Consider the following 15176-nt stretch of genomic DNA (forward strand, 5'->3'; position numbering starts at 1 on the left):
TCATTGGCAATGGGAATTGGATATTGGATAGCACCATTCTTGAAAGGTTATGGAATTGTTATTCCAGCATATATTGGGCCAATGTTTATTGCAGCTATAATCAGAAATATAGTTGATATGCAAAAAAAGGTGCTTCCTATGAAAGAAATATCTATCACTGGAAATATAGCACTTTCTCTATTCTTAGCAATGGCATTGATGACATTGAAATTGTGGGAACTTGCAGCACTTGCTATTCCTATCATTTCAATACTGTTGATACAAACAGCAATCATGGCAGCTTATGCTTACTTCGTTACATTTAATTTCAACGGAAAAGATTATGATGCTGCTGTTATAGCAACAGGACACTGTGGATTTGGACTTGGAGCGACTCCAAATGCAATGGCTAACATGGAAGTATTTACTAAAGAAAATGGACCTGCAACAAGAGCTTTCTTTGTTCTGCCTATCGTTGGAGCATTATTTATAGATTTTACAAACGCAACAGTAATAACATTTTTCATCAATATGTTTAAATAAAACTATTGTTGAACTTTCTATATTTGTTGTGAATACCCTAACTCACAAGGGCTGGTCTTTTATGACCAGCCTTATTTTTATAGTACAGGATATAGTTTAGCTGTTTACAAGAAGAAACTTGTAAGACAAACAGGAGCTAATATGTTAAAATTGATGTATAGGAATAAAAAACTACAGTTACAGCTGTAGTTTTTTATAGGGTATGACAAAATTATCTAAAAGATCCAGATAATTTTTTATAAATTTTAAATAGAAAATTATATTTGGTTTATAAAGTTTTATATTTATATTTAAATTATAAATTTTAAATAGAAAAAAGTAAAACAGTATATTGTTTAATAACCTACAAGTATAAACTTGTAGAGATAGTAAGAGGAAGGGAGGAAAAAGTATGGTAACAAGTTTTGAAATATTTTTAAAAGTAGCAGAAGAATTAAGTGTAAGCAGAGCAGCAGCAAGATGTTTTGTAACACAACAATGTGTAAGTGATCATATAAAAAGGTTGGAAGAGGATTATGGAATTTTACTTTTCAATAGAAAGCCTCATTTTTCCCTTACAGAAGCTGGGAAAATACTTTATGAATCTGTTTTGGAAATACAAAAAATAGAAGAAGATATAAAAACAAAATTTGCCAGATTAAAAAATAATAAAAAACTTATTGTAGGAATGAATGCTACAAGAATAAGCCTTATTCTTCCAGAACTTCTTCCTATATATAATGAAATATTTCCAGATGTAGAGATATCATTTGTAATGCATGAAACACGAGTACTGGAACAGATGATGTTGAAAGGAGATATTGATGTATTTGTAGGAGTAAATGTAAACAGCAGTTCAAAATATAATGCTGATCTTCTTGGAATGGAAAAAATAAATATAATAATTTCTTCTAAACTTTTTAAAAAGAATTTTAATTTAAAAGATTTAACAAGAATGAAAAAGGGAGTAAACTTTTCTGAATTTAAAAATATTTCTTTTGTAAAAGAACCTGGTTGGAGTAGAATAAATGATTTAATAGATTTTTATTCAAAACGTGAAGATGTATATTTGCAGCCACTGTATTATACAAGAGATTATGATACTCAGATAGCTCTATGTTCTTCTGGGCTTGTGGCTGTAGTATGTCCTAGTATGATAACTAAGAAAATTCTGGAACATAATGAAAAAAATTCTAAAGAAAATGAGATGTTTATATTTCCATTGAATAATCAGACAGAACTTTTAAAGATAGAATTAATAACACTTAAAAAATCTGATGAAAGTGATTATAAGATTAAATTTATAGAGCTATTGAAAAAACATATGAAAGAGAGTATTCATTGAGGAGAAAAGTTTTTAAGGGAAGAAAAAATAATAGATTATATTATTTTGCATAGAGATTTTCTCAGTATTTACAAATATTCTAATATGTGGTAAAATTTGTAGTAATATAAATTTTTAGGAGGGGCTTTTTAATGATTGGAATAGGAATAGTAGGTCTTCCAAATGTAGGGAAATCTACACTTTTTAATGCTATAACTAAAGCTGGAGCTGCTGAAGCAGCAAACTATCCCTTTTGTACAATAGAACCAAATGTAGGGATGGTAACTGTACCAGATAAAAGACTTGATCAACTTTCTGCTATAATCAATCCACAAAGAGTAGTGCAGGCAACTGTTGAGTTTATAGATATTGCTGGACTTGTAAAAGGAGCAGCTAAGGGTGAAGGACTTGGAAATAAATTTCTTTCAAATATAAGAACAACTGCTGCTATATGTCAGGTTGTAAGATGTTTTGAAGATGAAAATGTTATTCATGTAAGCGGATCAGTAGATCCTATTAGAGATATTGAAATTATTAATACAGAGCTTATTTTTGCTGATATGGAAACTATAGAAAAAGCTATTGAAAAACATAAAAAATTAGTTACGAGTAAAAATAAAGAATCAATGGAATTAATGCCAGTATTATTGAAATGTAAAGAACATCTTGAAAGTTTTCAGCTGTTGAAAATATTACCATTGACTCCAGAAGAAACTGAATTATTGAGAACATATCAATTACTTACTTTAAAACCTATGATATTTGCAGCAAATGTAGCTGAAGACGATTTAGCAGCAGGAAATGAGTATGTTGAAAAAGTAAAAGAATATGCTGAAACAGTTGGGTCACAAGTGGTAATAGTTTCTGCAAAAGTAGAGGCTGAACTTCAAGAAATGGAAGATGAAGGAGAAAAGCAGGAATATTTGGAAACATTAGGAGTAGAAGAAGCAGGACTCAGCAGATTAATAAGAGCAAGTTTTAAACTTTTAGGACTTCAAACTTATTTCACAGCAGGAGTGAAAGAAGTAAGAGCTTGGACTATAAAAATAGGAGATACAGCACCTAAGGCAGCAGGAGAAATTCATACTGATTTTGAAAAAGGATTTATCAGAGCCAAAGTAGTTTCTTTTGATGATTTTATCAAATATTCTGGATGGAAAGGATCACAAGAAGCAGGAGTGTTGAGATTAGAAGGAAAAGAATATATAGTAAAAGATGGGGACTTAATGGAATTCCTGTTTAATGTTTAAAATAAAATCTTTGTGAAGAAATTTTACTTGACAAGGTTTAAAAAAATTAGTAAAATATCTAGGTATAGATTGGAGGAGGTTGTCTTGAAACTAAGAGTTAAAGATTTTAGCAGCGTTCTTAACAATACTATAAGGTTTGATTTTTATGCAGAAAGCATTGGTGATATTGAACTTTCAGATAAAATACATATAGTAGGAAGTGCAATTTCTGATGGTAATGGTAAGATAGAAGTCAGTGGAAAATATTCTACAAAAGCCATTGTCCAATGTGTAAGATGCTTAAAAAATATTGAAGTAGATCTGAATGGAGAATTTACAGGGAGCTTTTTAGATGAAGGTGCATATAGACAATATATGAAAAATCTAAAAGCAGAATGTGAAATAGACAGTAATGAAATCTATGATGAGATTGTAGATGGAGAAATAGATCTATTAGAATTGGTAAGAGAGTATATAATACTTGATCTGCCCCCATACCCGCAATGCGATCCTGAATGCGAAGACGATTCTGAAATAGAAAAGTATAGTGATAATGGGATAGATTCAAGGTGGCAGCAATTATTACAAATAAAAAATTAATTTTTTAAATATGAGTGTAGTAGGAGGGAAACTAAGATGGCAGTACCTAAGAAAAAGACATCTAAGGCTAAAAAGAACATGAGAAGATCTCATCACGCTTTAACTGGAACTGGTTTAGCAACTTGTGAAGTTTGCGGAGCACCAAAAAGACCTCACAGAGTTTGTTTAAGCTGTGGAGACTATAATGGTAAAAAAGTTTTAGCTGGAGACGCTGAGTAATCAACGTAAGATGCAAACTAAATAAAAAAAGACAAGAAGGATAATCTTGTCTTTTTTTATATGTACATATTTTTTTAAAATTATTGAAATATCTAGTTTTCTATTTCGAAAAAGTAATGTATAATATATGAGAAAATGTTTTTTTATTTTAGGGAGGAAAGAATGAGAATAGCTTTAGATGCTATGGGTGGAGATAATGCCCCAGTAGAAACAATAAAGGGAGCAGTAGCCGCTTTGAGTGAAATAGAAAAGTTGCAACTTGTATTAGTTGGAAAAAAAGAAGTAATTGAAGCTGAACTTTCTAAATATAAGTATTCTAAAGAGAGAGTAGAGATAGTAGATACAAGAGAAGTAATAGAAATGACTGATGATCCTGTAACTGCAGTAAAAACTAAGAAAGATTCTTCTATGAACAAAACACTTGAACTTGCAAAAGAAGGAGTGGTAGATGCTTCTGTTTCAGCAGGAAATACAGGGGCTCTTATTACAGCTAGTCAACTTAAACTAAAAAGAATAAGGGGAGTATTAAGACCAGCTATTGCTACTATGTTCCCTAATAAAAAAGGACATATGCTGATGCTTGATGTTGGAGCTACAGCAGACTGTAAACCTGAATTTCTTAATCAATATGCTATGATGGGGTCTAAATATGTGGAAATTCTTTTAGGAAGAAAAGAACCTAAGGTAGGACTTTTGAATATAGGAACAGAAGAAGGAAAAGGTAATGAGATAACAAGAGAAGCATATGAACTTTTAAAAGACAATAAGGCAATAAATTTTGTTGGAAATGTTGAAAGTACAGAAGTAATGAATGGAGAAATAGATGTTGTTGTAACAGATGGATTTACTGGAAATATGGTTTTAAAAACAGCAGAGGGAATTGCAAAATTTGTATTGAGCATAATAAAGACAGAAATTAAGAAGAGTATTATTTATATGTTAGGGGCTCTTCTGCTTCGTCCTGCTTTAAAAATGATAAAATTAAAAATGGATTCTTCTGAATATGGAGGAGCAATATTTTTAGGGCTTAATGGTCTTTCTATAAAAGCACATGGAAATTCAGATTCCAATGGGATAAAAAATGCAATAAAAGTTGCAAACAGATTTGCTGAATTAAACTTTGTAGAAGAATTGAAGAAAGTTATAGATATTGACAAAGAAGAATCAAATTAGGAGGTAGAATGGAATTTAAAAGTGTAGGAGTCAAAGGGATGGGATATTATGTTCCAGAAAGAATTATGTCTAACTTTGATTTTGAAAAAATACTGGATACTAGCGATGAGTGGATAAGAACAATGACAGGGGTAGAAGAAAGAAGATTTGCAGCTCCTGAAGAAGCAACTTCAGACCTTTGTGTAAAGGCGGCTGAAAAGGCATTGAAAGTTGCAGGAATGACGATAGAAGATATAGATATGATAATCGTAGCTACAGTTACTCCAGACTACCCAGTTCAAAGTACAGCTTGTCTTGTACAGCATAAAATGGGAGCAAGAAATGTACCATCTTTTGATGTAAATGCTGCATGCAGCGGATTCATATATTCTCTTACAATAGCAGGATCAATGATAAGAAGTGGTATATATAAAAATGTTTTGGTAATTGGTGCAGAAGTTCTTTCAAGAATACTTGATATGACTAATAGAAGCAACTGCATTCTTTTTGGAGATGGAGCAGCAGCAGCAGTAGTATCAGAAGTAGAAGAAGGATATGGAATGCTTTCTACATATCTAGGAGCAGAGGGAGAAGATGATTATATTCTTAAAATACCAGCAGGAGGAAGTAAAAAACCTAATGATGCTGAAACAATAGCAAACAGAGAAAATTTCCTTGTAATGAAAGGATCAGAAGTTTTCAAATTTGCTGTACATGCTCTACCTTCAGCAACTAATAAAGCTTTAAAAATAGCAAATGTAAAATCAGAAGAGTTGAAAATGATATTTCCACATCAAGCTAATGTAAGAATAATAGAATCAGCAGCTAAAAGAATTCATGTTCCTATGGATAAATTCTATATGAATATTAAAAGATTTGGAAATACTTCAGCAGCTTCTGTAGGAATTGCTTTGGGAGAAGCTCTTGAAAAAGGAATGCTTCAAAAAGGAGATTTAATTGCTCTTACAGGATTCGGTGCTGGACTTACTTACGGATCAATTGTTATGAAATGGGCTTATTAATTATTGACATATTTTAAATGCTGTGATATATTAAAAAAACAGGTGTAATTAATAAGGGGGCTTTTTATGTCAAAAATTGCTTTTGTATTTCCAGGACAAGGAACACAATATGTTGGAATGGGAAAAGAACTTTATGAAAACAGCGAACTGGCAAAAAAAGAATTTGACAGTCTGTTTTCAAAGCTTGATTTTGATCTTAAAACAGTAATGTTTGAAGGACCAGAAGAAGCATTGAAAGAAACAAAAAATACTCAGCCGGCTATCGTTTCTATGAGCCTTATACTTACAAAATTATTAGAAGCTAAAGGGGTAAAACCTGATTATGTTGCTGGGCACTCAGTTGGGGAATATGCAGCCTTTGGAGCAGCAGGATATTTAAGCACAGAAGATACAGTAAAACTTACAAGTGCAAGAGGAAAATTTATGAATGATACAGCTGTGAAAGTAAATGGTGGAATGGCTGCAATCATTGGAATTGACTCAGAAAAGATAAAAGAAGTATTAAAAAATGTTGAAGGAATAGTAGAAGCAGTAAACTTTAACGAACCAAACCAGACAGTAATAGCAGGACAAAAGGATGCTATAGAAAGAGCATGCACAGCTTTAAAAGAAGCAGGAGCAAGAAGAGCAATGCCTCTGGCAGTCTCTGGTCCTTTCCATTCTTCTTTAATGAAAGAAGCTGGAGAAAAATTAAAAGAAGAAGCTGAAAAATATACTTTCCAAATGACAGATGTAAAGCTTGTAGCTAATACTACAGCTGATATTTTAAACAGTGTTGAAGACATAAAAAATGAGATATATACTCAAAGTTTTGGACCAGTTAAATGGGTAGATACTGTAAAAAAATTAAAATCTGAGGGAGTAACAAAAATTTATGAAATCGGTCCAGGCAAAGTATTAGCGGGACTTGTGAAGAAAATCGACAAGGAAATAGAAATAAAAAATATAGAAAAACTTGAAGATTTGGAAAATTTAATGTAAAATCTAAGTATAATGCATAGATAAAGAATTTTAAGGAGGAAAAAAATGTTAGATAAAATAAGAGAAATTGTAGTAGAACAATTAGGGGTTGACGCTGAACAAGTAACTCCAGAAGCTAACTTTGTAGAAGATTTAGGAGCAGATTCACTAGATACAGTTGAGTTAATAATGGCTTTTGAAGAAGAATTCGATGTAGAAATTCCTGATACAGATGCTGAAAAAATCAAAACTGTACAAGATGTTATGGATTACATTGAAGCAAAAAGATAAGAAAATCTAATATATTAAGAAACGGGGTATGAATGTACCCCGTTCCTTATATATACTATAATTATAAAAATAGAGGTGAGAATGTGAAGAGAGTAGTAGTTACAGGGCTTGGATTAATAACTGCATTGGGGACAGGTTTAGAAAAAAGCTGGAAAAAAATATTAGCAGGGGAAACTGGAGTAGCTCTTTTAGAGTCATATGATACTACAGATATGCCTGTAAAAATAGCAGCTGAAGTAAAAGATTTTGATCCATTAGAATTTGGAATAGAAAAGAAAGAAGTTAAAAAATTAGCAAGAAACACTCAATTTGCTATTGCTGCAACTAAAATGGCGTTAGAAGATTCAGGACTTGTTATAGATGAGAATAACTGTGAAGATATAGGAGTAATTGTTTCCTCTGGTATTGGAGGAATAGAAATATTTGAAGGACAACATCAGACTATGTTGGAAAAGGGAGTAAAAAGAATATCTCCATTCACTATACCTGGAATGATATCTAACATGGCAGCAGGAAATATAGGTATATATTTTGGTGCAAAAGGGCCAAATAAATCTATAGTTACAGCTTGTGCAGCAGGAACTCATTCTGTTGGGGATGCTTTTGAAATGATAAAAACAGGAAGAGCTAAAGTAATGATAGCTGGTGGAACAGAAGCTTCAATAACTCCATTTGCAATGAATGCTTTTGCTAATATGAAAGCATTATCTACTAGAAATGATGAACCTCAAAAAGCTTCAAGACCATTTTCTGCAGACAGAGATGGATTTGTAATGGGAGAAGGAGCTGGAATCCTTATTCTTGAAGAATTAGAAGCTGCTAAGGCAAGAGGAGCAAAAATATATGCTGAAGTAGTAGGATATGGAGAAACTTGTGATGCATACCATATTACTGCACCAGCTGATGGAGGAGAAGGAGCTGCAAGAGCTTTCAAAATGGCATTAAAAGAAGGAAATATCGATTTAAATGATGTTGATTACATAAATGCACATGGAACATCTACACCTGCAAATGATAAAAATGAAACTTTGGCAATAAAAACTGTATTTGGTGAAAGAGCTAAAGATCTTTTAGTTTCTTCTACTAAAGGAGCTACAGGACATGGACTGGGAGCAGCTGGAGGAATAGAGGCTGTATTAATAGCTAATACTATTTTTACAGGAGTAGTGCCACCTACTATAAACTATGATAATCCTGATGAGGTTTGTGATCTTAATTATGTACCGAATAAACCAGTAGAAAGAACTGTAGAAGTAGCAATGTCAAGTTCTCTTGGATTTGGTGGACATAATGCTGTAATTGCAATGAGAAAATATAAATAAGGAGGATAAGTTGAAAAAGAATTATTTAGAGCTTGAAGGAAACTTAGGTTATTCTTTTAATAATAAAGAGCTTTTAAAGAATTCACTTATCCATAGATCTTTTGGAAATGAACACTGGAGATATAAAAAAATAAGCAATGAAAGACTAGAACTGCTGGGAGATGCAGTTCTAGATCTTGTTGTTACTGAATATCTATATAAAAGCCATGAAAGTTCAACAGAAGGGGATTTAGCCAAAATAAAATCTATGGTTGTAAGTGAACCTGTATTGGCATCTATTTCTAAAAAAATGGATGTTGGAAAATATCTTCTTTTAAGTAAGGGAGAAGAAATGACAGGTGGAAGAGAAAGAAGTTCTATATTAGGAGATGCATTTGAAGCAATATTAGGAGCAATATATCTTGATTCAGATTTTGAAACAGCAAAAAAATATGCTTTAAGTCATATAAAAGATTCAATAGATCATGTGGATAAAAATGAGGATATATTAGACTTTAAAACTATACTGCAAGAATATAGTCAAAGAGAATATAAAATAATACCATCTTATGAAGTAATAAGGGAAACTGGGCCTGATCATCAAAAAATATTTGAAATAGAAGTAAAAATTGGTGATAGAACAGGGAGAGGAACAGGAAAAAATAAAAAGAGTGCAGAGCAGTCAGCAGCTAAAGAATTATGTAAAAAGTTAGGTGTAAAAACACATGAAGCATTATAATATTCCCATCTTTATAAGTCATTTTGGTTGTCCTAATGCTTGTGTTTTTTGTAATCAGAAGAAGATAAATGGACGTGAAACTGATGTGACAATGGAAGATCTGAAAGAAACAATAGAAACATATTTAGAAACTCTGCCAAAGAATTCCAAAAAAGAGGTGGCTTTTTTTGGTGGAACTTTTACAGGAATCTCTTTTGATCTCCAGAGACAATATCTAGAGACAGTACATGAATATATAAAAAAAGGGCTGATAGATGGGATAAGACTTTCTACAAGACCTGACTGCATAAATAAAGAGATAGTGGAACAGCTGAAAAAATATGGAGTGACTTCAGTAGAACTTGGAGTTCAGTCTTTAGATGAGAAAGTATTAAAAGCTACAGCAAGATATTATCCTGTTGAGGTAGTAGCAGAGGCTTGTACTTTATTAAAAAAATATGATATAGAATTAGGGATTCAATTAATGATAGGTCTCCCAGAATCAACTTTTGAAAGTGATCTTTTTACAGCAGAAAGAGCTTTGGAAATGAAACCAGATGTAGCAAGAATATATCCTACCCTTGTGATAAAGGGAACAAAGATGGAAGAGATGTTCAAAGATGGAGAATACAAAGCTTTATCTATAGAGGAAGCTGTAGAAAGAACTAGGAAAATATATTCACTTTTAGAGAGCAGAGGAGTGAATGTTATAAGAGTTGGGTTACAACCTAGTGAAGACTTGAGAGAAGAAGGGGTAGTTTTAGGTGGCCCTTTTCACCCTGCATTCAGAGAACTTGTGGAAACGGAGATTTATTACAATTTTTTTAGCTCCATAGCAGAGAGAGAAAAAAGATTGGATATAAGGGCAAATGAAAAAAATATATCAAAACTGGTAGGAATAAAAAAAGCTAATAGAGTAAGACTGAAGGAATATTTTAATATAAAAATAGACGATAGTGTTGGAAAAGATGAAGTTGTTGTAAATGACAGAGTGTATTCAAGACTGGATATCCTTAGAAGGGAGATTAATGAACCAGATAGTAATTAATATAGATGAGTTTCAATCCAGAGCAGCTATAATAGAAGATGGAAAAGTTGTAGAGATACTTGTAGAGAGAGAAGAAGAGGGAAGAATAAATGGAAGCATATACAAAGGAAAAGTTGCCAATGTACTTCCTGGAATGGAATCAGCTTTTGTCAATATTGGATTGGAAAAAAATGGATTTCTTTATGTAAATGATTTAAGAGAATTTGAAGAAAAATATCTAGATGGAATATTAAATAGCAGTAGACCTATAGAAGATATATTGAATGTAGGTGATGATGTAGTGGTGCAGATACTCAACGAACCTCGTGGAACGAAGGGGGCAAGAGTCACTACGCATTTTACAATACCAGGAAAATATCTGGTGCTTATGCCTAATAATGATCATATAGCTATTTCAAAGAAAATAAGAGATGAAGAAGAGAGAGAAAGATTAGAAAATATATTTAAAGAAATAAAACCTGAAAATATGGGTGTAATAATAAGGACAGCTGCTTTTGGGAAAAGTGAGTTCCATTTTGAAAGAGAAATAGAATATCTTGTGAAGAAGTGGGAAGATATAGAAAAGAAAATAAAAGGAACTAAAATAGGAGAGGTACTGTATAAAGATAATGGAATTATTACTACAGTGCTGAGAGATATTTTCTCCAATGACATAGATGAGCTTATAGTGGACAATGAAGAGGTGTATTGGGAAGTTATAGATTATATTAACGCCTTCAGTGAGAAGACCCTTAAAACAAAAATAAAGCTGTATAGAGATGGAAAAGAAAAGGATATCTTTGACTTATATGGTATAAATGAAGAGATAGATAAAGCGCTTAATGAAGTAGTGTGGTTAGAGTGCGGAGGATATCTTGTTATTCAAAAGACAGAAGCTTTGATCAGTATTGATGTAAATACAGGAAAAAATACTGGAAGCCTGAACCTTGAAGAAACAGTTGTAAATACTAATCTAGAAGCAGCAAAAGAGATACCTAGACAGCTTAGACTTAGAAATTTTGGTGGAATAATAATAATAGATTTCATTGATATGAGAGTGGAAGAAGATAAAATAAAGGTATTGGAAGCTTTGGAAAAACATTTGCAAAAGGATAGAATAAAAAATAATATAGTTCATTTTACTGATCTTGGACTTGTGGAAATGACAAGAAAACGTACTGGAAAACCTTTAGCATATTATTTTCAGGAAGTGTGTCCGCATTGTAATGGAACTGGAAAAATAAAATCTCAGGATGCTCTTATCCACGAGCTTATGAAAGAAATTAAGATGTGCTCTGAGGATAAAGATATCAGTACAATAAAAGTAAAACTATCAAAAACTTTGATAGAATCTTTTAAGGAAATATATTTTGAAATTATTAAAGAGTTCTTAAAAGTAAAGAAAAAAGCTATAGAATTAGAAGTAGATACAAATAATAGTTGCCAATATGAAATAATTCTGGTTAAATAGAGGAGAGAACTATGAAAATAGGTGTTTATGCTGGAAGCTTTGATCCTATAACTAAGGGACATTATGATGTTATAAAAAAATCATTAAAAATAACAGATAAGCTTATTGTAGCAGTCATGAATAATAGTAATAAAAAAGGATGGTTTTCTCTTGAAGAGAGAAAAAATATGATAAAACTCCTAGTTGGAGAAGATAATGAAAAAATAGAAGTAAAAAGTTTTGATGGACTTCTGATAAATTTTATGAAAGAAAATGGAGCAGATATAATAATCAGAGGATTGAGAGCAGTTTCAGACTATGAGTATGAACTGGGATATGCCTTTGCTAATCATGATCTTTCTTATGGAGAAATAGAAACTGTATTTATTCCAGCAGCAAGAGAATACATGTATTTGAGTTCCAGTTCAGTAAGAGAAGCAGCTATGGTGGGAGCCAGACTTGATATATTTGTAGATGATAAAATAGCTGAGATAGTGAAAGAAAAAGCAAAAACTATCAAAGGATAGGAGAAAAAGTGGCTAAAAGTAAAAGTTTTTATGTTTGTGGTGAATGTGGATATAAATCATCTAAATGGATGGGAAAGTGTCCTCAATGCAATGAATGGGGTGCTTTTGAAGAAGAGATAGAGATAACATCAGCAGGGGCACCTGTAGTTTCTTCAGCTGTTTCTGTAAAAGAGACCTCTGAAAAAGTATACTCATTTTCAGATATAAAAATGGAAGATATGTATAGATACAAAACTGGAATAGAAGAATTTGACAGAGTACTTGGAGGTGGACTCCTTCAAGGTGAGGTAGTACTAGTAACAGGAAATCCTGGAATAGGAAAGTCTACACTTTTACTTCAAGTGGCAGATAGATATACATCATATGGAACAGTCATATATATATCAGGAGAGGAATCTCCTTCTCAGGTAAAAAATAGAGGAGAAAGACTTAAACTAAATGCAAAAGATTTATTTCTTATGGCTGAAACAGATGTTTCTAATATCTATGAATATCTTATAGCTAAAAAGCCTAAAGTAGTAATAGTTGATTCAATACAGACATTGTATAATTCATCAATAGATTCTATACCAGGAACTCCTACACAAATAAGGGAATGTACTTTAAAAATAATAGAACTTGCTAAAAAATACAATATATCATTTTTTATAGTAGGTCATATAACTAAAGATGGAAAAGTAGCAGGGCCAAAAATGCTTGAGCATATGGTGGATGCTGTATTTAATTTTGAGGGAGAAGAGGGACTCTTCTACAGGATATTGAGAAGTACTAAAAATAGATTTGGTTCAACTAATGAGCTGGCTGTTTTTAGTATGGAAGAAGATGGAATGAAAGAGATAAAAAACTCTTCAGAATATTTTTTGAGTGAAAGAGATGAAAAAAATGCAGGTAGTATGGTAGTTCCAGTCTTGGAAGGAACAAAAGTATTTCTCTTGGAGATACAGACACTTCTTACTGAATCAAGTATAGGAATACCAAAAAGAATAGTTCAGGGATTTGACAGGAATAGAATACAGATACTGACTGCAATAGCAGAGAAAAAAATGCATATGAGCCTTGCTATGAAGGACATGTTTGTAAATATACCAGGGGGCTTGAATATAGAGGATCCAGCAGCAGATTTGGCTGTTCTTATATCTCTTTTATCTGTATACAGAGGAGTAGAAATAAGCCAGAAGATTGCAGCTATTGGAGAGTTAGGACTAAGAGGGGAAATCAGAAAAGTTTTTTTTATTGAAAAAAGGTTGAAAGAACTTGAAAAATTGGGATTCAAGGGAGTATATATTCCAGAAGCTAATAGAAAAGAGATAGAAAAAAATAGCAACAAATATAAATTAAAATTAATATATTTAAAAAATTTAGAAGAACTTTTAGAAAGGATGAACAAGGATGGTCAATAAAAAACTTGAAGAAATGCTCTTACAAATAACTCCCGGAACTCCTCTGAGAGAAGGACTGTATAATATCATTGATGCAGGAATAGGTGCATTGATAGTAGTTGGTATGGATGAATCAGTAGAAAAAATGCTTGATGGTGGATTTTACATAAATTGTGAATATACACCAGAGAAAATCTTTGAATTGGCTAAAATGGATGGAGCTATAATAGTTGATGAAGAATGTAAAACAATAATATATGCTAATGTACATCTTCAAGTAGACAGAAAGTATTCATCTGAAGAGAGTGGAACTAGACACAGAACAGCTCAAAGAGCAGGTAAACAGACTAATAAACTGGTAATAGCTGTATCTGAAAGAAGAAAAACTATAAGTCTGTACAAAGGAGATATGAGATATAAGCTTAAAAATATGGCTGAAATCATGAATGAGGCATCACAAGCTTTAAAAACTATGGAAAGATACAGATATGTATTGGATAAATCATTAGCAAATCTAACTATATTAGAACTTGATGATATAGTGACTATTTATGATGCTGCATTAGTTTTACAAAGATTTGAAATGATGATGAGAATAGAGGAAGAATTAGAAGGATATGTAGTAGAACTGGGAGCAGAGGGAAGACTTATCGAGCTTCAGCTGGAAGACCTGGCTCAGGATATACATGAAGAGATGCTGGAATTTCTAAGTGACTATAAAAGTGAAGAAGTTGAATATGAAAGTATTATTACACAACTTAGAGAATTTACTAATACTGAACTTCTTGAAATTGAAAACTTTGCAAGTGTGCTTGGATATAAGAAAAGCTACAGCAGCCTAGATAATAAAATAAGTCCTAAAGGATATAGAATTCTTGGAAAAATAAGCAAACTTACAAAGAAAGATATTGAAAAACTTGTATCTAATTATGGAGAACTTTCTTCTATACAGGAAGCTCCTATTGAAGAACTGTCAGATACAAAATTGAGTAAATTAAAAATAAAAGCTATAAAGAATGGACTTAAAAGACTTAAATTTACAGTAGAATTAGAAAAATAAAGAAATAAATTTATTAAATAGCAAAAGGTAATAAATTTATATAAAATAAAGGGAAGAATAATATTAGGATAAAAAATAATTTTTATTTTTTGAAAAAAATACTTGTATTTTTTTAGAAAAAGGAGTATTATTAAAAAAATAAAAAATTAAGAAAGGGAGTTCAGATATGTATTCATCAGCTAACGTAATAATAATAAGCATATATATAATATTGGTTATAATAGTCATTATAAGCAATAAATTTTTATATGCAAAAGATTACGTTAGGAAAAATGGACTGAACTTAAAATATTTGGGATAGAATAAAGAAATCTGACTAAGTATATTTAGAGTGTATGTTTAACAGCCTGACAGGGCTGTTTTTTTTTATAAAAATTTTAAAAAAATGGAAGGGGAAATAAAATGAAGAAGTACAT

At 31.7% G+C, this 15176-nt stretch carries 16 protein-coding genes; all 16 read left to right on the plus strand.

Features of this window, described 5'->3' with window-relative positions:
* Positions 1 to 522: sodium/glutamate symporter (locus E0E45_RS00005; RefSeq protein ID WP_331863941.1), on the plus strand; the 522-nt coding region annotated here is incomplete at its 5' end.
* A 391-nt stretch (positions 523 to 913) separates the two neighbouring features.
* Positions 914 to 1846: a LysR family transcriptional regulator gene (locus tag E0E45_RS00010; protein WP_130889245.1), complete on the plus strand. Its 933-nt coding sequence runs from the start codon at positions 914 to 916 to the stop codon at positions 1844 to 1846.
* Positions 1847 to 1977: 131 nt separating this feature from the next.
* Entirely contained in the window at positions 1978 to 3075 is a 1098-nt protein-coding gene (gene ychF / locus E0E45_RS00015) for a redox-regulated ATPase YchF (protein WP_130889246.1), read from the plus strand.
* Positions 3076 to 3159: 84 nt separating this feature from the next.
* A complete protein-coding gene (locus E0E45_RS00020; RefSeq protein WP_130889247.1) occupies positions 3160 to 3654 on the plus strand; it encodes a YceD family protein in 495 nt (164 codons plus the stop codon).
* A gap of 36 nt (positions 3655 to 3690) precedes the next feature.
* Complete coding sequence (rpmF, locus tag E0E45_RS00025; RefSeq protein WP_005949123.1) at positions 3691 to 3873, plus strand: 50S ribosomal protein L32; 183 nt, start codon at positions 3691 to 3693, stop codon at positions 3871 to 3873.
* Positions 3874 to 4035: 162 nt separating this feature from the next.
* On the plus strand, positions 4036 to 5046 hold the full coding sequence (plsX, locus tag E0E45_RS00030; protein WP_130889248.1) for a phosphate acyltransferase PlsX: 1011 nt from the start codon (positions 4036 to 4038) through the stop codon (positions 5044 to 5046).
* An 8-nt stretch (positions 5047 to 5054) separates the two neighbouring features.
* The gene (locus tag E0E45_RS00035; RefSeq protein ID WP_130889249.1) at positions 5055 to 6047 is read left to right on the plus strand and encodes a beta-ketoacyl-ACP synthase III; all 993 of its coding nucleotides are present in this window, start codon (positions 5055 to 5057) and stop codon (positions 6045 to 6047) included.
* Between the two features lie 66 nt (positions 6048 to 6113).
* Positions 6114 to 7028 (plus strand): ACP S-malonyltransferase, encoded by a 915-nt coding sequence (fabD, locus tag E0E45_RS00040; protein WP_130889250.1) that lies wholly within the window; start codon positions 6114 to 6116, stop codon positions 7026 to 7028.
* Positions 7029 to 7073: 45 nt separating this feature from the next.
* A complete protein-coding gene (gene acpP / locus E0E45_RS00045; RefSeq protein WP_005979121.1) occupies positions 7074 to 7298 on the plus strand; it encodes an acyl carrier protein in 225 nt (74 codons plus the stop codon).
* 83 nt (positions 7299 to 7381) lie between these two features.
* Complete coding sequence (gene fabF, locus E0E45_RS00050) at positions 7382 to 8620, plus strand: beta-ketoacyl-ACP synthase II (protein ID WP_130889251.1); 1239 nt, start codon at positions 7382 to 7384, stop codon at positions 8618 to 8620.
* Between the two features lie 10 nt (positions 8621 to 8630).
* Positions 8631 to 9338, plus strand: a complete 708-nt coding sequence (rnc, locus tag E0E45_RS00055; RefSeq protein WP_130889252.1) for a ribonuclease III — start codon at positions 8631 to 8633, stop codon at positions 9336 to 9338.
* Positions 9325 to 10365, plus strand: coding sequence for an elongator complex protein 3 (locus E0E45_RS00060; RefSeq protein ID WP_130889253.1), 1041 nt, complete (start codon positions 9325 to 9327; stop codon positions 10363 to 10365). The genes rnc and E0E45_RS00060 overlap by 14 nt, the downstream gene beginning before the upstream one ends.
* Positions 10346 to 11815: an Rne/Rng family ribonuclease gene (locus tag E0E45_RS00065; RefSeq protein WP_130889254.1), complete on the plus strand. Its 1470-nt coding sequence runs from the start codon at positions 10346 to 10348 to the stop codon at positions 11813 to 11815. The genes E0E45_RS00060 and E0E45_RS00065 overlap by 20 nt, the downstream gene beginning before the upstream one ends.
* An 11-nt stretch (positions 11816 to 11826) precedes the next feature.
* A complete protein-coding gene (coaD, locus tag E0E45_RS00070) occupies positions 11827 to 12321 on the plus strand; it encodes a pantetheine-phosphate adenylyltransferase (RefSeq protein ID WP_130889255.1) in 495 nt (164 codons plus the stop codon).
* A gap of 8 nt (positions 12322 to 12329) precedes the next feature.
* Positions 12330 to 13721, plus strand: a complete 1392-nt coding sequence (radA, locus tag E0E45_RS00075) for a DNA repair protein RadA (RefSeq protein WP_130889256.1) — start codon at positions 12330 to 12332, stop codon at positions 13719 to 13721.
* Positions 13711 to 14760, plus strand: coding sequence for a DNA integrity scanning diadenylate cyclase DisA (disA, locus tag E0E45_RS00080; protein ID WP_130889257.1), 1050 nt, complete (start codon positions 13711 to 13713; stop codon positions 14758 to 14760). The genes radA and disA overlap by 11 nt, the downstream gene beginning before the upstream one ends.
* Positions 14761 to 15176: the final 416 nt, after the last annotated feature.

The organism is Fusobacterium ulcerans ATCC 49185 (assembly GCF_900683735.1).
Classification (GTDB): domain Bacteria; phylum Fusobacteriota; class Fusobacteriia; order Fusobacteriales; family Fusobacteriaceae; genus Fusobacterium_A; species Fusobacterium_A ulcerans_A.